We start from the raw sequence: 17,479 nt of genomic DNA on the forward strand, positions 1-17,479 counted from the left end.
TTACCCGCCGCGCCCGCTCGCGCGGGCACACGTGGTGCCCGGCCGGGTCACCGGTCGGCGGCGGCGTCCCCGGCCGGCTCGGCGGCGAAGAGGGCCAGCAGGGCGCCGACCTGCTGGTCGGCCTCGGCCGGGTGCCGGAAGCGGCCCTTCGGGTTGATCGTGTACTCGTTGCGCCGTCCCACCCGCGTACGCCGCAGGTAACCCCCGGCCTCCAGGTCGGCGACGATGGCCTGGGCCGCCCGCTCGGTCACGCCCACCTCGTCGGCGACGTCACGCAGCCGGGCGGTGGGGTTGCGTGCGATAGCCAGCAGCACGTGGCCGTGGTTGGTGAGGAAGGTCCAGTTACGGCGGCTCCCGTCCTCAACTGGTGTGGTCGCCATGGTGGTCATGCTATGGCCACCGCCGCCACCTGCCGAATCGGCGCGGTCCGGAGGCGGGCGGCGACGGGAAAGTATGAAATGCGTATCACGAATCTTGACGGCTCCCGAGGGGCGTGTGAACGTTGGTCGCGAGGCCGTCCGGCCTGGTAGTTCCCTGGTAGACGAGGTGAGCGACATGACGCCGAGGACCCCGGAGCAGGCACTTGCCGAACTGCGTGCCGGTAATCACCGGTTCGTCACCGGCGTCCCCCAGCATCCGAATCAGGACGCCGGCCACCGGGCGGCTGTCGCCGACGGCCAGCACCCGTTCGCGGTGATCGTCGGCTGCTCCGACTCGCGGCTCGCCGCCGAGATCATCTTCGATCGCGGCCTCGGTGACCTCTTCGTGGTGCGTACCGCCGGGCACACCGCCGGGCCGGAGGTGCTCGGCAGCGTCGAGTACGCCGTCACCGTGCTGGGCACTCCGCTCGTGGTGGTGCTCGGGCACGACTCGTGCGGCGCGGTCCAGGCCGCCCGCGAGGGGGTCCGGACCGGCGCCGCCCCGGCCGGGCACCTGGGCGCGGTGGTGGACGCGGTCTCGCCCAGCCTGCTGCGCGCCGCCCGCCAGGGCGTCGAGGACCTCGACGGCATCATCGACGTGCACATCGCGCAGACCGTGGAGACGCTGCTGGCCCGGTCCACCGTGCTGGCCGAGCGGGTGGCGGCGGGGCGGTGCACGGTGGTCGGCATGTCGTACCGTCTCGCCGGCGGCGAGGTGCGGACCGTGGCGCAGGCCCCGGCCCCGCTGCCCGCCCCGGCGGCGCCCGCGGACCCGGCGCTGGCGAGCTGATCCACGGGGAAGACGAAAGGGGCCGCCCGAGGGCGGCCCCTTCTTCGTGGTGTCCGGCGTCAGAGCAGCGACATGTGGACGTGGTCGGTGTGGTTCGACGGCCCGCTGTAGGAGCGCCAGCCGGTGGCCGGGAACCAGATCTGCCGGTTCCAGATGACGTAGTAGATGCCCAGCCGGTCGGCGTTGCGGATGAGGAAGGCGGCCACCTCGTTGCCGTACCTGCGGGTGTCATTGTTGTGCCAGGGTGCGAAGCCGCTGTTCTGCAGCGACCAGTCGCACGCCTTGCCCTTGGGGTGCTCCCACGGCCCGCCGGACCGGTAGCAGCCCACGAAGCGCTTGAAGCCCGCGCGCCGGACCTCCTTGTAGGCGTGCAGCGTGCGCGGCGTGACGCAGCCCGAGGTGGTCGGGTCGTCCTCGCTGCACGACTCGGCCTTCCACCCGCCGTCGGCGGTGCGGCCGGGGGCGATCTTGGCGACCGGTGAGGTGGCGGAGACCAGTCCGCCGGTGAAGCCGAGACCGCCGACCAGCTTCAGCGCGCGCTCGGCCTGCACCTTCTCGCGCTCCATCGCGTTCTTCTGCTTCTCCTGCTCGCGGACCTCGGCGTCCATCGCGATCTTGGCCTGCTCGGCGCGGGTCTTGACCGCGTTGATGGCGGCCAGGCGCTGCGCGTTGAGGAGGTTCAGCTCGTCCAGGGCGTTGACCCGGCGGACGAACGAGTCGGGGGAGTTGCTCTCCAGCAGCATCGCCATCGCGCCCATCCGGCCGGTCCGGTAGGACTGGGCGGCGAGCTGGTTGACCTGCGGGCTGAGCGCGTCGAGTTCGGCCTGTGCCGTCTTCACCTCGGCCGCCAGCCGCCGCTGGCGGTCCTGCGACTTGGCGAGCTTCGCCTTGGCCTGGAGGAAGTTCCGGTTGGCGGAGTCGATCGCCTCGGTGATGAGCGGCGGTTCGCCGTCCTCCTCGTGGCCCGAGGGGTTGCCGGGTGCCGCCGCGGCGGGGGCCGCGGTCGCCGGCGTCGGCCCGGCCAGCACGGCCAGTGAGGCCAGCACGGCCACCACGGGTGTCAGCCAGCGGCGCAGGGGTGCCGTCACAGTGTTCCCTTCCGTCGGCCGCCGACCGGGTTAGCTGACGGGTTCGGGACGGAAGTGGCCCCTACCGCTGTCGCGGATTCACCCCATGTACCTGGTTCCCCGGCTCGCCCGTGGGCGATTGGGCGGCGGCACCGCTGGCGCCGGTGCGCGCCTTCGGCGGTGACCGGCAGCGAGGTTACCCGACAGCACTCGTGAGGATCTACGTCCGGAAGCCGACCAATAGCGAGATTTCGCCGTGGCGCACCGTGACCAGCGTCGCGTTTGAAATCGATGGTCACGCTGCGGAGTCTCACCATGCGGCCTCCGTACTCCTTCCGCCGCCGAGCGCCTCCAGCGCGTCGTCCCGTCCGGCCGGCGGCCGGGGCGCGGGCGGCGCCGGCTCCGCGCCGCGCGGGCGCCGTCCGGCGGTGGTCACGATCGCGGCCAGGCCGGTGGTCAGCGGTACGGCGGCGATCAGGCCGAGCGTGGCCACCGCGCTGCGGACGATCTCCTGGGCGAGGAACTCGCTGGTGAGGATCTCGCTGACCGGGCGGGAGTCGGCGACCAGCAGGAGCAGCAGCGGCAGCGAGGCGCCCGCGTACGCCAGCACGATGGTGTTGACGGTGGACGCGATGTGGGCCCGGCCGACCCGGGTCGCCGCGCGGTAGAGCTGCCGCCGGGACAGCCCGGGGTTGGCGTGCGCCAGTTCGGTGACGGTGGCCGCCTGGGTGACTGTGACGTCGTCCAGCACGCCCAGCGAGCCGATGATGATGCCGGCCAGCAGCAGGCCGTGCAGGTCCACGTCGGCCTGGAACATGGACAGCGTGGTGGCGTCCTCGCTGCCGAAGCCGGTCAGGTGGGTGGCGGACGTGGCGAGCAGGCCGAGCACGCCGGTGATCACCAGGCTGCCCAGCGTGCCGAGCACCGCCACCGACGTCTGCGCGGTGATCCCGTGGGTCAGGTAGAGCACCACGAACATGATCAACGCGGCGCCGACGATGGCCACCAGCAGCGGCGGCTGGCCGGCGCCGATGCCTGGCAGCACGAAGCCGAGCAGGATGGCGAAGCTGGCCGCCAGGCCGGCGAGCGCGGCCAGCCCGCGCCAGCGGCCGAACGCCACGATCGCGGCGGCGAACAGCACCATCAGCCAGATCAGCGGTGTGCCGCGCTGGTGCTCGGCGATGTTGTAGGACTTCACCGCCGGGTCGGCCGGATCGGTCAGCTCGACCAGGACCACCTCGTCGCCGACCGCGACCCGGGGCGCGCCGGGCCCGGCCGGGATCGGCGTCTCGACCTGGCGGCCCGCGTCCGGGCCCTGCTCGGCGGTCACCGTCACGGTGCCGCAGGGGCCGCCCCCGCCGTCCGGGGCCTCCGGGGTCGGCGGGCAGGGCTCGGTGACCACCCGGGTCACCGTGCCGTGGTAGCGGGGGACGTCCGCGCCGCCGACCGGCTCCCGGTCCTGCCGGGGCCAGAGGACCAGCGCCGCGATCACGGTGAGCGCGAACAGCGGCACCACCACGGCGACGAGCAGCCGGCGTACGCCCGGCGGCGCGGCGGGTGCGGGGCGGGTGTGGTCGGCACCCATGGCGTCTCTCCCAACGGTCGGGGCGACGCCTGGTCCGCCGGACCGGTCTGGTCACCCGGGCGGCGCGGACGTGTCGACCACGTCCGGGTCGTCGCCCGGCCATGGTAGGCAGCCTGACCTCACCGGGACCGGTGACGCTCGCCTCGCGTGATCAGGCCAGACCGGCCCGGCGTCGCCGGTACTCGTCCTCGTCGATCTCGCCGCGCGCGTACCGCTCGTCCAGGATGCGCCGGGCCGTCGTCGGGCCCAGGTACTGGGGGCCGGTCCACCGCACGGCCGCCCAGACGAGCCCCGCCAGCACCGCGAGCACCAGCAGGGACCAGATCCACATCCAGCCCATCATCGGGCTCTGCCACATCATCGGGCCGCCCTCCGTCCGTCGCCGCGGGTCCGCCGGGGTCGGCCTGCCCGCCACTTCGACGGTACGACCGGCCCGACGCGTCGGCGCGGGTCGATGTGCCCGGTTCCGGGGGCCGGAGGTCCCCGCTCAGCCGCGCTTCATCAGGCGGCCGACGGCGGCCATCATCTCGGTCGCCATCTCGTCGGCCCGGCCCTCGGCGGCGCCCTCGTGCATGCAGTGCCGGGCGTGGCCGTCGAGCAGGCCGAGGCCGACCTTGTCCAGCGCCGCCTGGATGGCCGAGATCTGGGTGAGCACGTCGATGCAGTAGCGGTCGTCCTCGACCATCTTCTCGATGCCACGGACCTGACCCTCGATGCGGCGGAGCCGGGCGAGGAGTTGGTCCTTGCTGGCGGTGTAGCCCCGGGTCGGGCTGGACGGCGCGGTCATGGAACCGAGGATAGCGTACCCCTCGGGGGTATGCTACCGTCTCGAACGTACCCCTGGGGGGTATAAGATCGGAGGGCGAGATGGAGAGCACCTACCAGGTGAGCGGCATGACCTGCGGGCACTGCGTCAACTCGGTGAGCACCGAGCTGAGCGCGCTTCCGGGCGTCACCGACGTCCAGGTCGACCTGGCCGGCGGCCGGGTCACCGTCACCAGTCAGGACCCGCTGGACGTGGACGCGGTCCGCGCGGCGGTCGACGAGGCCGGCTACGACCTCGTCGGTGCGTGACGGGTCCGACGGACCCGCGGAAACCGAGGAGACACCAATGAACACGGCGACGAAGCTCAGTGGCTTCGCCCTCGGCCTCGTGGCGGTGTTCGGCGCGGCGTACGGGATCGGCAACCTGGCCGATCCCGTCACCCCGGCCGCCGAGACCCGCCACGACGACAGCGACAGCGACCACGGGGCCGGCGACGCCGGTCACGGCGACGAGAGCCAGGCGGGCGGCGCTTCCGCGCACCTGCCCGGCGGCCTGCTCGTCTCCGAACGCGGCTACACCTTCCAGCCCGCCGCCGCCCCGGCGGGGCAGTTCGCCTTCCGGATCACCGGCCCGGACGGCGCACCCGTCACCCGCTACGAGGTGGCCCACGACAAGCGCATGCACCTGATCGTCGCCCGGCGGGACCTCTCCGGCTTCCGGCACGTCCACCCGGAGATGGACGGCGACGGCACCTGGCGCGTCGCCTCGCCGGTGGACGGCCCCGGCGTCTGGCGGGCGTTCGCCGACTTCACCCCGGGCGGCGGGGAGCCGCTCACCCTCGGCCTGGACGTCACCGTCCCCGGCGAGCTGGCCGCCCGGCCGCTGCCGGCACCGGCGACCAGCACGACTGTCGACGGCTACACGGTCACCCTGACCGGCACGCCGGAGCCGGGCCGGACCAGCCGGCTCACGCTCTCCGTCAGCCGCGACGGGCGGCCGGTCACCGATCTTCAGCCCTACCTCGGCGCGTACGGGCACCTGGTGGCACTGCGGCAGGGCGACCTGGCGTACCTGCACGTGCACCCGGAGGGCACGCCCGGCGACGGGCAGACACCCGCAGGCCCGGCGGTCACGTTCGCCGCCGAGGTGCCGTCGGCCGGGGCGTACCGTCTCTACCTGGACTTCCGGCACGGCGACGCGGTGCACACCGCCGAGTTCACCGTCCTGGCCGGCGACCAGACCGCGCCGGCGCCCGCCGCGCCGACATCCACCCCCGCACCGACCCCGGACGCCGGACACGGCACCCCCGGGCACGGGCACAGTTGAGCGCCGGAGGTGCCGCGATGACTGCCACGGGAAAGGCGCTGCCCACCGCGCCGAACCTGATCGAACTGGCGATCGGCGGGATGACCTGCGCGTCCTGCGCCGCCCGGATCGAGAAGAAGCTCAACCGGATGGACGGCGTCGAGGCGACGGTGAACTACGCCACCGAGAAGGCCACCGTCCGGTACGCCGACGACATCGCGCCGGCCGACCTGATCGCCACCGTCGAGAAGACCGGCTACACCGCAGTGGTGCCGCCGCCGCCCGAGCAGGCGGAGGCGGCAGCGGCCGGGGAGCCGGTGGACGAGATGCACGCGGCGCGTACCCGGCTCTGGGTCTCCGCCGTGCTCACCGTGCCGGTGATCGTGCTCGCCATGGTTCCGGCCTGGCAGTTCGACTACTGGCAGTGGGCCTCGCTCACGCTGGCCGCCCCGGTGGTGGTCTGGGGCGGGCTGCCGTTCCACCGCGCCGCACTGGTCAACCTGCGGCACGGCGCGGCGACCATGGACACGCTCGTCTCGCTCGGCACGCTGGCCGCGTTCGGCTGGTCGCTCTGGGCGCTGTTCTTCGGCACCGCCGGCATGCCCGGGATGAAACACCCGTTCAGCTTCGACATCACCCGCGGCGACGGCGCCGGCAACATCTACCTGGAGGCCGCCGCCGGGGTGACGGTGTTCATCCTGGCCGGGCGGTACTTCGAGGCCCGCTCCAAGCGCACCGCCGGGTCGGCGCTGCGCGCGCTGCTCGAACTCGGGGCCAAGGACGTGGCGGTGCTGCGCGACGGGCAGGAGACCCGGATCCCGGTCGGCCGGCTGGCGGTCGGTGACCGCTTCGTGGTCCGGCCCGGCGAGAAGGTCGCCACCGACGGCGTGGTCGAGGAGGGCACCTCGGCTGTCGACGCCAGCATGCTCACCGGCGAGTCGGTGCCGGTCGAGGTGGGGCCGGGCGACGCCGTGGTCGGCGCGACGGTGAACGCCGGCGGCCGGCTGGTGGTCCGGGCCACCCGGGTCGGCGGCGACACCCAGCTCGCCCAGATGGCGCGGCTGGTGGAGCAGGCGCAGACCGGCAAGGCGGCGGTGCAGCGGCTCGCCGACCGGATCTCCGGCGTGTTCGTGCCGATCGTGATCGCGCTGGCCGCGGGCACGCTCGGCTGGTGGCTCGGCACCGGCTCCGGTGCGACCGCCGCGTTCACCGCCGCGGTGGCCGTCCTGATCATCGCCTGCCCGTGTGCGCTCGGCCTGGCCACGCCGACCGCGCTGCTCGTCGGCACCGGGCGCGGCGCGCAGCTCGGTGTGCTGATCAAGGGGCCGGAGGTGCTGGAGTCCACCCGCCGGGTCGACACCGTGGTGCTGGACAAGACCGGCACCGTCACCACCGGCCGGATGGCGCTGGCCGAGGTACTGCCCGCCGACGGCGAGGACGCCGCCGAGCTGCTCCGGGTGGCCGGCGCGCTGGAGGCCGCCTCCGAGCACCCGATCGCGCGTGCCGTCGCCGAGGCTGCCGCCGACGCCGGGCCGCTGCCGCCGGTCGGCGAGTTCGCCAACGCCGAGGGGCTGGGCGTGACCGGCACCGTCGACGGCCGGACCGTGGTGGTCGGCCGGGCCCGGCTGCTGCGGGAGCGGGGTCTCGACGTACCCGAGGAGGTCGAGCGGGCCGCGACCGGCGCGGAGGCCGCCGGGCGGACGGCGATCCTGGCCGGCTGGGACGGGCGGGCCCGGGGCGTGCTCGCGGTGGCCGACGCGGTGAAGCCGACCAGCCGGGCGGCCGTCGCCCGGCTGCGTGAGCTGGGCCTGAAGCCGGTGCTGCTCACCGGCGACAACACCACGGTGGCGAAGGCGGTGGCGGCCGAGGTCGGCATCGACGAGGTGATCGCGGAGGTGCTGCCCGCCGACAAGGTCGCGGTGGTCGAGCGGCTCCAGCGCGAGGGCCGGGTGGTCGCCATGGTCGGCGACGGGGTGAACGACGCCGCCGCGCTGGCCCGGGCCGACCTCGGGCTGGCCATGGGCACCGGCACCGACGCGGCCATCGAGGCCGCCGACCTGACGCTGGTCCGGGGCGACCTGATGGCCGCGGCGGACGCCATCCGGCTCTCCCGGCGGACCCTGGCGATCATCAAGGGCAACCTGTTCTGGGCGTTCGCCTACAACGTCGCGGCGCTGCCGCTGGCGGCGGCCGGGCTGCTCAACCCGATGCTCGCCGGGGCGGCGATGGCGTTCTCGTCGGTCTTCGTGGTGGGCAACAGCCTGCGGCTACGACGCTTTCGCCCGATCGGGTGAGGGGATTGAGCGGACGGCCCCCGGGGTAACCAGTTGTCGTCAGGCAACCGCACCAGTGGAGGTCATCATGGGTCTCGACGACAAGATCGACAACACCTCGCAGGACGCCACGGGCAAGGTCAAGGAGGGCATCGGCCGGGCGACCGACAACGAGCGCCTCGAGGCCGAGGGCCGCAACGACCAGGCCGGTGCCAAGCTCAAGCAGGCCGTCGAGAAGGTCAAGGACGCCTTCAAGAGCTGAGTACGCGACGCACACACACCACCGGGTCGGCCCACGGGCCGGCCCGGAGTGCTGTGTACGGACGGTGACGTTCCAGAGTGGCGGAGGCCACCGTCCACATCGATCCGGCGGGACCACCGGTGTCGGCTCCGGTGCATAGGATGCGAAGCGACCTCGAATGGGAGGAGCGTCGCGGATGGCCGATCCCGCCGACCCGTCCGGCTTCGGCCGGGTGCTGTCCGAAACCATGGCCGCGCTCCAGCGGCAGACCGCCGCGGGCGAGCAGGTGGCGCCGCCGGAAGGCGTGGGCGAGGCAGCCGACGGCCTGATCCGGGTCACCGCCGGCCCACCCGGGCAGGTCACCGGGCTGACGCTCGACCCCCGCGTGATGCGGATGGCCAGCGAGGCACTCGCCGAGGAGATCGAGGCGGCCGTCAACGCCGCTCTCGCCGACCTGCGGGAGCAGGCCACCACTGCCCCGGGCGAGGTCGACCTGGGTTCGCTCGGTGAGCAACTGCGCCGCATCCAGGCCGACGCGGGGCGCCAGTTCAGCATGTTCACCGATGCCCTGATGCAGGCACAGGACCGGCTCGCCCGCCAGGACGGGCGCTGATGCCGGTCGAGATCGATCCGGAGCGGCTGGGCGCCTCCGGGTCGGCGCTGGACTCGGTCGCGACCCGGTTCGGTGCGGCGCTCACCGCCTTCCGGGCCGAGCTGGCCGGCTTCGGCCGCCCCTGGGGTTCCGACGACATCGGCTCACTCATCGGCGCCGCCCACGACGAGGTCTCCGCGTTCGCGTTCGAGTGCTTCGACGGCGCGCTCAACGAGATCGCCGCAGCCGGCGCCGACCTCGGCCGGATGGCCGTCAGCTACGCCGAGACCGAGGCGGCCATCACCCGCAACCTCGACGGCCTGCGGCGGATGCTGGGAGGCTGAGCATGGGCATGGAGCTACCCGGCGAGTTGCGGTCGCTGCTCGGCGTTCTCGGCTACACCTGGCCCGAGGCGGACGAGACCAAGCTCTTCGAGATGGGCAACGCCTGGATCCGGTTCTCCGACACCCTCTCCGGGGTGGTGAGCGAGGCGAACACCGGGGCGGCCACGGTCTGGACCCAGCACATCGGCCAGGACATCACCGCGTTCCAGACCTGGTGGAACAAGGAGGACAGCCCCGCCGACAGCCTGCGCGACGGTGTCACCGCCGCCGTGCTGACCGGCACCGGCCTGATCATCTGCGGCGCGATCGTGCTCGCCCTCAAGGTCGCCGTCATCGTGCAGCTGGTCATCCTGGCCGTGCAGATCGCGCAGGCCGTCGCCACCGCGGCGGTCACCTTCGGGGCCTCGCTGCTGGAGATCCCGATCTTCCATACGCTGGCCCGGACCATCGTCGGCAACCTCGTCCAGGAAGCCCTCTGGAAACTCGTCGACGGGTGAGGTGACATGGGCGGCGGTAAAGCAGGCGGCCGGTTGATGCGCGCCGCGTTGCGCTTTCTCAAGCGGACCAAGACGCGCAACCGGCCCGACCGGATGAATCCGCACTTCACCGAGCACGTGTTCGGCGGCCACGTGAAGCCGGGCATGCCCAAGGGGTCGGGCTACCACTACCGGCCCGGCGGTGAGGACTTCCCCGACCGGCGGATCAAGCCGGGCACGACCCAGCGTGACACCCGCACCGGCGTCTACACCGCTGAACCCGAGTTCTTCGACCCCACACTGGACCCGCCGAACGGAAGGTGGAAGGCCAAGGCGGGCAACGGCGGCGTCAGCACGTTCTTCCCCGACCACTGGACTCCGGCACAGGTCGACAACGCCATCCCCGCAGCCTTCCAGAATGCCGTTCCGGCCGGCCCGAACAAGTGGCGCGGGACGTACAAGGGGGTAACGATCGAAGGCTTCTACAATTCGTCCGGCGGGTTCACCCACGGATGGCCTGTCTTCCCGACGGCAGGAGGTGGTCACCCGTGAGCTTCATGCGGTTCGCATACGATCAGTTCGGACTCCCGGTCTTTCAGGCCGGCGACAAGCGCTTCGACGCGCTGGGCTCATGGCTCACCACCGACATCTCCACCCATGCCCTGGTCGCCCTGGACGCGTTGGCCATGCTGGCGGACGTGGCTCAGGGCCGGCCGCCGTTCGAGGAGTGGAGCAGCGATAACTACGAGGTGACCTTCGAGCCGGGGGGCGTCTCCATCAGCAACCAGTGGGTCGACAGCGAGCACGGCCGGTACCCGCTCCCGGAGTTCCGAGAGGCGCTGGAACAGTACTGGGCGTTCCTGCGCAACAGCCCCGACAATCCGCACGTGGTGCGGGAGTTCCACCCCGACCTGCCGCATTGGGAAGCGGCGTTGCTGCGCTGGGAGGAGAAGTGGGGCCGGCCGCACCCGGACCGGGGACGGTTGTTCTGAGCAGGCGGGTCGGGACGGCTCGGCCGCTGCCGTGAGTCCGCTCGCGTTCTCCGACGACGAGTTCCGGTTACCGCTCTATCACGCGGACGACGCACGGTACGAGGCGTTGGGAGCGTGGTTGATCACCGAGATCTCGGTCTCCTTCAACGCCTGCCTTGCCGCGTTGGCCCTGGTCGACGACGCGTCGAACGGCGGGGTTCCCGGCGAGGAGTGGGACAGCGAAGGTTTCGACGTCCAGGTGGACGGCTGTCGCATCAGGTTCCAGAACCAGGTGCTCAAGTCCCAGCACGGCGAGTATTCCGTTCCGGAGGTTCGCGATGCGGTCGAGCGGTACTGGGGCTTCCTGGTCGACAGGCCGGAGCACGCCGACCTGATCCGCGAATATCGCCCGGATCTTCCCTGGTGGCAGGCGGAACTGCTCCAGTGGGAGGAGCGGTGGGGCCGGCCGCATCCGTACCGGGGACGGTTGTTCTGATCGACGCCGGTCAGCCCGGCCGGACTGCGCTGTCGTCGGCCAGGCGCGCCGCGCGTACCTCAAGATGACGCCGCTCCGGCAGGCTCGTGGTGGCCCGCGCGGCGGCCAGGTAGGCGGCCCGCGCCTCCGCGCGGTCGCCGGCCATGTCGAGCAGGTGCGCGCGGACGGCGGTGAGCCGGTGGTGGCCCGAGGTCCGGCCGTCGGCGTCGAGCGTTGCCAGCAGCGCCAGCCCGGCACGCGGCCCGTCCACCATGGCCACCGCGACCGCCTGGTTGAGCGTGACCATCGGGTTCGGCGCGACCCGGGCCAGCACCCGGTAGAGCGCGACGATCTGCCGCCAGTCGGTGTCCCCGGCGGTGGGCGCCTCCGCGTGGACAGCGGCGATCGCCGCCTGCACCTGGTACGCGCCGGGCGCCGACCAGGTGAGCGCTTCGGTCACCAGCGCCACCCCCTCCGCGACGGCGTCCCGGTCCCAGCGGGTGCGGTCCTGCTCGGCCAGCGGCACCAGTTCGCCGTCCGGCCCGGTACGGGCGGCCCGGTGCGCGTCGGTGAGCAGCATCAGTGCCAGCAACCCGGCCACCTCGCCGTCGTCCGGGAGCAGCCGGCGCAGCTCCCGGGTCAGCCGGATCGCCTCGGCGGTCAGCTCGGCCCGGTGCAGCGCCTCGCCGCTGGAGGCGGTGTAACCCTCGTTGAAGATCAGGTAGAGCACGCGCAGCACGGCGGCGAGCCGATCGTCGCGGTCGGCCGGTGACGGCAGCGTGAAGCGGGCGCCGGCCGCCTCGATCCGCTGCTTCGCACGGCGGATCCGCTGGCTCATCGTCGCCTCCGGCACCAGGTACGCGCGGGCGATCTCGGCGGTGCTCAGTCCACCCACGGCGCGTAGCGTGAGCGCCACCTGCCCGCTCACCGGCAACGCCGGATGGCAGCAGAGGAACAGCAGCCGCACCGTGTCGTCGGCGCCCGGCGGCTCCTCGTCGGCGGGCGGGGCGACAGTGGCGTACGCCGGCTGCCGCACCGCCACCGCCACCTCGCGTTCCCGGCGGGCGTGCTCGCTGCGCCACTCGTCGGTGAGCCGACGCGTGGCGACGGTGACCAGCCAGGAGCGGGGACGGTCGGGCAGGCCCTGTGCCGGCCACTGCACGGCGGCGGCGAGCAGCGCCTCCTGGACGGCGTCCTCACAGGCGTAGAACTGGCCGTGGCGGCGGACGAGCACGCCGAGGACCTGCGGCGCGAGCGTACGCAGCAGGTCCTCGACCGCAGGTGCCGTCACATCTCCGTCCCTGCCTGATCCATCACCGCGCGCACCTCCAGCACGCCGAAGCCGTGCCGTACGTCCGGCCAGCGCGCGGCGATCTCGGCGGCTCGTTCCGGGGTCTCGCAGTCGACGGTCAGATAGCCGGCGAACTGCTCCTTGCTCTCCATGAACGGCCCGTCGGTGATCTCGACGCCACCGGCGGCCGGGCGGGCCGTGCGGGTCTGCGAGGGGTGGGCCAGCGCCTCGCCGCCGACCAGCTCGCCGGACTCGGTCAGCTCCTTCATGATCTCGTCGACCTCACCGAAGATCGCGGTGCGTTCCGCCTCGGTCAGCTCCTCCACGAAGCCGGGCCGGTTCCAGATCAGCAGCATGTACTTCACTGTGCACTCCTCGGGTGGGGGCCACCGGCGGTGGCGCCTCGCAGACGGGTCGGAGCCGCTCCGCCCGATCTGACATCATCCCCCGGGAGAAGTTCAGCGGCCGCCACGCAGCGGACGGCGTGCCGGGCGGTCGGGGTCGAGCGAGGCGCGGTCCGCCGCGCTGGTGCCGGAGACCCAGCCCTGCTCGTCGCGCACCTGGAGCCGGTGCCGGGTGGTGCCGGGAAAGAGCTGGTCGACCCGCTCCCGGACGGCGTCCGAGCGGGCCGCGAGCACCGGCAGCAGCCGGTCGTCGTCGAGTTCGTCCGCCGCCGCCGCGCTCGCCTCCCGCAGCCGGTCGCCGATGCGCAGCGCGAACGCGTTGAGGAACGACTCGTCGTAACCCTTGGTGCGCCGCCCGCCGGCCCGGCCGCGTTCGCCCCGGCCGCGCAGCATCGCGGCGGTGGCCTGCACGAGCAGCGAGGTGTGCAGCAGCTCGACCGCCGCCAGGTCGGCCGGGAAGCCGAGCACTGTGGCGAAACCCAGGTCGTCGGACCAGACCGACTCGCACCGGTTCGCCGCCGCCACCTCCTGGATGAGCAGCGCCTTCGCGGCCGCGTACGGGGCGTCGACGCCGATCCGCACCCCGCCCGGGGCGCCGGACCGCTCGGCCCCGGCGTCGAGCAGCGCCGCGTCGATGCTGTGCCGGGCCATCAGCTCCTGCGCCTTGGCGGTGAACGCCTCCGCCTCGGCCGGGTAGCCGGTCGACTCGGCCTTGGCGAGCAGCGCGCGTACCCGGTCGAGCATCCGGGAACCGCTCGGTGTCGCGGCGGCGAGTGCGGTGCCGGCCGAGCCGGGTGGCGGCCGGAGCGCCGCGATCGGCGGCAGACCCGCCACCAGCACGACCGCGTCGACCGCGTCCCGCAGCGCGGTGATCCGGTCACCGTCGGCGCGCCGGTCCAGCCAGCCCGCGTCGTCGTCCCAGCGGGCGCCGGTCTCGGCGAGCTGCTCGTCGAACCAGGCCGGTACCGGGGCGGGCAGTGTGCGCCGCTGCGCGGCCATCGCGTCGCGCAGCAGCCGGGCGCCGCGTGGGGTGAGCCGCCGGATGGCGAGCCGGTCCAGGTCGGCGGGCTGCCAGCCACGCGGCCAGAGCCGGCCGACGTCCCGCGTCAGCCGGGCGAGCAGCGCCGCGTCCACCGCCGCGCCGTCGGCCACCACGAGCCCGTCGAGGGCTCGCTCGGCAGCGCGTACGTCGGTGCCGCGCGTGGTCGCGACGGCGGCGTCGAGCAGTCGCTCGGCTGGTGACACGGGTGGCTCTCCCTGGACTCCGACAGGCGGCAGGTCGCCCACCCCGGCACCGACGGTACCCGGCCCACCAGTTCAACCGTCCGGGCCCGCCATCCGTACCCTTGCCCGGAGCGGGCGGCGCGACGGATGGAGATCGACGTGGGTGGGCACGGGCGAGGGCTGCACCGGCGGCGCAGGTCGCGATCAGGGCGGATCCTGGCGGTGGCCCTGGTCGGTGCCGTGCTCGCCACCGGCGGGTACGCCGCGCGGCACCCGGACCTGCTGGGCCGCACCGAGGCGCCGACCGTGTCGGCGGCGGCGAGCGCGCCCGCGCCGGACGCCCGCCGCTCGCCGACTGTCGCGCCGGTCCCGGCGGCCGGCCGGGTGGCCCCCGCCATCGTCTACCCGGCCCGGGGCGCGGGCACGTTCCGCACCGCAGGCACGGCCGGCGCGATCGCCGGGCGCTCCGGTGAGCTGCTGCGTTACCGGGTCGCTGTCGAGGACGGCATCCGGAACGTGGACGTGGAACGCTTCGCCCGGGACGTCGCGGCCACCCTCGCCGACCGCCGGGGCTGGACCGGCGACGGCCGGTGGCGGCTGCAACGGGTGGGCCGCGACGACGCGGCCGACTTCACTGTGCTGCTCACCACGCCGGTGACCCGGGGGCGGCTCTGCGACGACCCGAGCGACCGCTACACGTCCTGCCGCAACGGCGACCAGGTCGTGATCAACGTGGCCCGCTGGGTGTACGGGGTGCCGCACGTGACCGATCTCGACCTCTACCGGCACTACCTGCTCAACCACGAGGTCGGTCACCGGCTGGGCCGCGGCCACGAGCGCTGCCCCCGGGGCGGCGGACCGGCGCCGGTCATGGTGCAGCAGACGCTCGGCCTGCACGGCTGCACCCCGAACGCGTGGCCGCTGGTGGGCGGCGAACCGCTGGCCGGGCCGCCCGGCCAGTACGACGACCCGATCCCGGCCGGGGATCACTGAGCCGGCCGGGCCGTCACCGGGAGAACGAGGCCCAGATGTTCTTGGTCTTGTCGGTGCCGTACCAGCCCACGTCGAGCGAGACCGACTGGGCCAGGAACAGGCCCCGCCCGCCCGAGTCCGTCGGACTGATGTCGGTCAGCTCCGGCACCGAGCTCACGTCGTGGTCGGCCACGTCGAGCAGGAACCGGTCGTCGGTGGCGAGCAACGTGACGATGGTGGGCGGGCGGCCGTGCCGCAGCGCGTTGCTGGCCAGCTCGGTGGCGACGAGCACCACCAGATGCGGCACCTCGTCCAGGTGCTCGCCCTGCACCAGCCCGTGCCGGTTCAGCGCGTCGCGCAGCGAGGCGCGCAGCTCACGGAGATCCTCGGGACTGTCGAGCACCCACTGCTCCAGCTCAGTGGCCTGTGGCGGCGGCGGCGAGGTGCGCAACTGTCCCATGATCTGGCTTTACCCTGCGTAGCCGTTCGTTAAGCAGGTCAGCGCCGCAGAAGCGCGAAGACGCCCCACCCCATGTGTTCACGCTGGAAGCGGACGTAGCGCAGCGGGTCGTCGGTCAGCTCCCGCCGCAGTTCCGGGGCCAGTTCGTCGTCCGGGTTGGCGTCCAGCCAGCGGCGCAGGTTCAGCCAGTGCGCGGCGGCGTACCGGTCCCAGCTGTCCTGGTCGGCGAGGACCATCTCGACCAGGTCCCAGCCGCACTCGCCGAACGACTCGACCAGGCCGGGCAGGTCGCGGAACTCGTCGCGGGACCGGGCGTGCGAGCCGGTGACCGTCTCGTCGTCCGGCGGGTCGCGCCGCCAGTAGGGCTCGCCGACGAGCGCCATGCCGCCGGGCCGCAACGCGCGGCCGAGCAGCTCCAGCGTGCCCGGCACGCCGCCGCCGATCCAGGTCGCGCCGACGCAGGCGGCCACGTCGACCTGCCGCTCCGGGGTGTACGCCCCGGCGTCGCCGTGCACGAAACGTACCCGGTCGGCCACGCCCAGTTCGGCGGCGCGTTCCCGGGCGGCGGCGGTGAAGACGGTGCTGATGTCGACCCCGGTGCCGGTGATCCCGTGGTCGCGGGCCCACGTGCAGAGCAGTTCACCCTTGCCGCTGCACAGGTCGAGCAGGTCGTCGCCGGGCCGCAGTCGGATCGCGCGGCCCAGCGTGGCCAGCTTGACCTCGTCGAACGGGTTGAGGACGCGCAGGTCGCCCTCGCGGATGGTGAACTGGCGCGGCAGGTCCGGTGAGGTCATCCGGGCAGCGTGCCGCCGTACGGCGGGCAGCGGCAACCGATTTGCGTCTGGGCCGTTGCAGGTCTCCTGGGGTACGGTCACGGCATGGTGGTCGAGGAACACTGGTGGAACGGCGTCAGCAACCCTCGCGGACGGCGTGACGTCTACATCCGCACTGACGGAAGCCAGTGGCAGGTCCAGGCGCAGATCGGTGGGGCATCCGGCCGATCCAAGATCCAGCAGTGCCCGAGCCGCGGCTCGGCGAGCATCCTCGCCGGCGCGTGGCGTGCGAGCGGTTCCGGCTGGCGGGCGATGCCGCGCTGACCGCACGCTCAGTCACGAGGGCCGTGCACGGCGCGGTCGACGAGTGACTCGGCGACCTCCCGCAGCTTGCGGTTGGAGTCCTGCGAAACCCGGGCCAGGATGGCGAACGCCTCGTCGGCCGAGCAGCGCCGCTGCCCCATGATGATGCCCTTCGCCTGCTCGATCACGGCCCGGCTCTGCATCGCCTCCTGCATCTGCTGCGCCAACGTCGCCGTGCTCTCGTAGAGGTGGACGTTCGCGAGCGCGATGGCGGCGTACCCGGCCAGCGTCTGCGCGAGATCGACCTGCTGGTCCAGGACGCCGGGGGACGCGCCGTAGATGTTGAGCGCGCCGACCATCGCCTCCTGGATGGGCAGGCCGATCGACAGCGAGCTGGCCGCGCCCGCCTCGTGCGCCCGGGCCGCCCACTCCGGCCAGCGGCTCTCCGCCGCCATGTCCGGCACCAGCATCGCCGCGCCGGTGGTGGCCGCGTCCAGGCACGGGCCGCGGCCCTGCGCGTACTGCCACTCGTCGAGCGTCAGCGCCAGCTCACCGGTGTACGCGGCGGTGTGCGCCTCCGTGCCCTGCACCAGGGTGACCGAGACTTCGGCGGTACCGGGCAGGGTGTCCTTCGCGACCTGGGCGATGGTCGACAACACCACGTCGAGGTCGACTTCGTCGTACTTGATCCGACCGAGTCTGATCAAGGCAGCGGCGAGGTCGGGGTGGGCCTGCGGCATGAGCGGTG

The 17,479-nt window shown here is 73.3% G+C and carries 24 protein-coding genes and 1 riboswitch; of the genes, 13 read left to right on the forward strand and 11 right to left on the reverse strand.

The window, feature by feature from the left end; all coding sequences use genetic code 11:
- Nucleotides 1-47 precede the first annotated feature (47 nt).
- Nucleotides 48-389 carry a helix-turn-helix domain-containing protein gene (locus AB0D28_RS07430; RefSeq protein WP_357383267.1) on the reverse strand — a complete coding sequence of 114 codons (342 nt, stop codon included), beginning with the start codon at nucleotides 387-389 and terminating at the stop codon, nucleotides 48-50.
- Nucleotides 390-555: 166 nt separating this feature from the next.
- On the opposite strand from AB0D28_RS07430, the gene AB0D28_RS07435 reads away from it, so the two are divergent.
- Nucleotides 556-1,209, forward strand: coding sequence for a carbonic anhydrase (locus tag AB0D28_RS07435; protein WP_357383269.1), 654 nt, complete (start codon nucleotides 556-558; stop codon nucleotides 1,207-1,209).
- Nucleotides 1,210-1,268: 59 nt separating this feature from the next.
- Here AB0D28_RS07435 and AB0D28_RS07440 read toward each other — a convergent pair whose 3' ends face one another.
- From AB0D28_RS07440 to AB0D28_RS07455, 4 genes are all read right to left on the reverse strand, one after another.
- A complete protein-coding gene (locus AB0D28_RS07440; protein WP_357383271.1) occupies nucleotides 1,269-2,297 on the reverse strand; it encodes a hypothetical protein in 1,029 nt (342 codons plus the stop codon).
- Nucleotides 2,298-2,300: 3 nt separating this feature from the next.
- Nucleotides 2,301-2,432: riboswitch (cyclic di-AMP (ydaO/yuaA leader) on the reverse strand.
- 154 nt (nucleotides 2,433-2,586) lie between these two features.
- Nucleotides 2,587-3,861, reverse strand: a complete 1,275-nt coding sequence (locus tag AB0D28_RS07445) for a YibE/F family protein (RefSeq protein WP_357383273.1) — start codon at nucleotides 3,859-3,861, stop codon at nucleotides 2,587-2,589.
- A gap of 151 nt (nucleotides 3,862-4,012) precedes the next feature.
- Nucleotides 4,013-4,222, reverse strand: a complete 210-nt coding sequence (locus AB0D28_RS07450) for an SHOCT domain-containing protein (protein WP_030503502.1) — start codon at nucleotides 4,220-4,222, stop codon at nucleotides 4,013-4,015.
- Between the two features lie 126 nt (nucleotides 4,223-4,348).
- Nucleotides 4,349-4,648 (reverse strand): metal-sensitive transcriptional regulator, encoded by a 300-nt coding sequence (locus tag AB0D28_RS07455; protein ID WP_013283780.1) that lies wholly within the window; start codon nucleotides 4,646-4,648, stop codon nucleotides 4,349-4,351.
- Between the two features lie 80 nt (nucleotides 4,649-4,728).
- On the opposite strand from AB0D28_RS07455, the gene AB0D28_RS07460 reads away from it, so the two are divergent.
- The 10 genes from AB0D28_RS07460 to AB0D28_RS07505 all read left to right on the forward strand — a co-directional run bounded on the left by AB0D28_RS07460 (nucleotide 4,729) and on the right by AB0D28_RS07505 (nucleotide 11,325).
- Nucleotides 4,729-4,935 carry a heavy-metal-associated domain-containing protein gene (locus tag AB0D28_RS07460; protein WP_357383276.1) on the forward strand — a complete coding sequence of 69 codons (207 nt, stop codon included), beginning with the start codon at nucleotides 4,729-4,731 and terminating at the stop codon, nucleotides 4,933-4,935.
- 37 nt (nucleotides 4,936-4,972) lie between these two features.
- On the forward strand, nucleotides 4,973-5,953 hold the full coding sequence (locus AB0D28_RS07465) for a hypothetical protein (RefSeq protein WP_357383278.1): 981 nt from the start codon (nucleotides 4,973-4,975) through the stop codon (nucleotides 5,951-5,953).
- A 17-nt stretch (nucleotides 5,954-5,970) separates the two neighbouring features.
- Nucleotides 5,971-8,226, forward strand: a complete 2,256-nt coding sequence (locus AB0D28_RS07470; RefSeq protein WP_357383280.1) for a heavy metal translocating P-type ATPase — start codon at nucleotides 5,971-5,973, stop codon at nucleotides 8,224-8,226.
- Nucleotides 8,227-8,293: 67 nt separating this feature from the next.
- Entirely contained in the window at nucleotides 8,294-8,467 is a 174-nt protein-coding gene (locus AB0D28_RS07475) for a CsbD family protein (protein WP_269702589.1), read from the forward strand.
- 175 nt (nucleotides 8,468-8,642) lie between these two features.
- Nucleotides 8,643-9,059, forward strand: a complete 417-nt coding sequence (locus AB0D28_RS07480; protein WP_357383283.1) for a YbaB/EbfC family nucleoid-associated protein — start codon at nucleotides 8,643-8,645, stop codon at nucleotides 9,057-9,059.
- Entirely contained in the window at nucleotides 9,059-9,382 is a 324-nt protein-coding gene (locus tag AB0D28_RS07485) for a hypothetical protein (protein ID WP_357383285.1), read from the forward strand. The genes AB0D28_RS07480 and AB0D28_RS07485 overlap by 1 nt, the downstream gene beginning before the upstream one ends.
- A 2-nt stretch (nucleotides 9,383-9,384) precedes the next feature.
- Complete coding sequence (locus AB0D28_RS07490) at nucleotides 9,385-9,879, forward strand: hypothetical protein (RefSeq protein ID WP_357383287.1); 495 nt, start codon at nucleotides 9,385-9,387, stop codon at nucleotides 9,877-9,879.
- A gap of 6 nt (nucleotides 9,880-9,885) precedes the next feature.
- Nucleotides 9,886-10,410, forward strand: a complete 525-nt coding sequence (locus AB0D28_RS07495) for an EndoU domain-containing protein (RefSeq protein ID WP_357383289.1) — start codon at nucleotides 9,886-9,888, stop codon at nucleotides 10,408-10,410.
- A gap of 5 nt (nucleotides 10,411-10,415) precedes the next feature.
- Entirely contained in the window at nucleotides 10,416-10,850 is a 435-nt protein-coding gene (locus AB0D28_RS07500) for a hypothetical protein (RefSeq protein ID WP_357383566.1), read from the forward strand.
- 118 nt (nucleotides 10,851-10,968) lie between these two features.
- Nucleotides 10,969-11,325 (forward strand): hypothetical protein, encoded by a 357-nt coding sequence (locus tag AB0D28_RS07505; protein WP_357383291.1) that lies wholly within the window; start codon nucleotides 10,969-10,971, stop codon nucleotides 11,323-11,325.
- Nucleotides 11,326-11,335: 10 nt separating this feature from the next.
- Here the strand turns inward: AB0D28_RS07505 and AB0D28_RS07510 are convergent, their stop codons facing one another.
- The 3 genes from AB0D28_RS07510 to AB0D28_RS07520 form a co-directional block, all read right to left on the reverse strand.
- On the reverse strand, nucleotides 11,336-12,595 hold the full coding sequence (locus tag AB0D28_RS07510) for a sigma-70 family RNA polymerase sigma factor (protein WP_357383293.1): 1,260 nt from the start codon (nucleotides 12,593-12,595) through the stop codon (nucleotides 11,336-11,338).
- Nucleotides 12,592-12,951, reverse strand: coding sequence for a YciI family protein (locus AB0D28_RS07515; protein WP_357383568.1), 360 nt, complete (start codon nucleotides 12,949-12,951; stop codon nucleotides 12,592-12,594). The genes AB0D28_RS07510 and AB0D28_RS07515 overlap by 4 nt, the downstream gene beginning before the upstream one ends.
- Before the next feature lie 102 nt (nucleotides 12,952-13,053).
- Complete coding sequence (locus AB0D28_RS07520) at nucleotides 13,054-14,244, reverse strand: DUF2786 domain-containing protein (protein WP_357383295.1); 1,191 nt, start codon at nucleotides 14,242-14,244, stop codon at nucleotides 13,054-13,056.
- Between the two features lie 126 nt (nucleotides 14,245-14,370).
- On the opposite strand from AB0D28_RS07520, the gene AB0D28_RS07525 reads away from it, so the two are divergent.
- The gene (locus AB0D28_RS07525; protein WP_357383297.1) at nucleotides 14,371-15,216 is read left to right on the forward strand and encodes a DUF3152 domain-containing protein; all 846 of its coding nucleotides are present in this window, start codon (nucleotides 14,371-14,373) and stop codon (nucleotides 15,214-15,216) included.
- A gap of 13 nt (nucleotides 15,217-15,229) precedes the next feature.
- Here AB0D28_RS07525 and AB0D28_RS07530 read toward each other — a convergent pair whose 3' ends face one another.
- Nucleotides 15,230-15,655 carry an ATP-binding protein gene (locus tag AB0D28_RS07530; protein ID WP_357383299.1) on the reverse strand — a complete coding sequence of 142 codons (426 nt, stop codon included), beginning with the start codon at nucleotides 15,653-15,655 and terminating at the stop codon, nucleotides 15,230-15,232.
- Nucleotides 15,656-15,693: 38 nt separating this feature from the next.
- The gene (locus AB0D28_RS07535) at nucleotides 15,694-16,449 is read right to left on the reverse strand and encodes a class I SAM-dependent methyltransferase (protein WP_357383301.1); all 756 of its coding nucleotides are present in this window, start codon (nucleotides 16,447-16,449) and stop codon (nucleotides 15,694-15,696) included.
- An 84-nt stretch (nucleotides 16,450-16,533) separates the two neighbouring features.
- Between AB0D28_RS07535 and AB0D28_RS07540 the strand changes: the two genes are divergently transcribed.
- Nucleotides 16,534-16,752, forward strand: coding sequence for a hypothetical protein (locus AB0D28_RS07540; RefSeq protein WP_026267975.1), 219 nt, complete (start codon nucleotides 16,534-16,536; stop codon nucleotides 16,750-16,752).
- A gap of 8 nt (nucleotides 16,753-16,760) precedes the next feature.
- Here the strand turns inward: AB0D28_RS07540 and AB0D28_RS07545 are convergent, their stop codons facing one another.
- Nucleotides 16,761-17,471 (reverse strand): GAF and ANTAR domain-containing protein, encoded by a 711-nt coding sequence (locus AB0D28_RS07545; protein WP_357383303.1) that lies wholly within the window; start codon nucleotides 17,469-17,471, stop codon nucleotides 16,761-16,763.
- Between the last annotated feature and the right edge of the window lie 8 nt (nucleotides 17,472-17,479).

Source organism: Micromonospora sp. NPDC048169, from assembly GCF_040652815.1.
In the GTDB taxonomy this organism is placed as follows: Bacteria; Actinomycetota; Actinomycetes; order Mycobacteriales; family Micromonosporaceae; genus Micromonospora.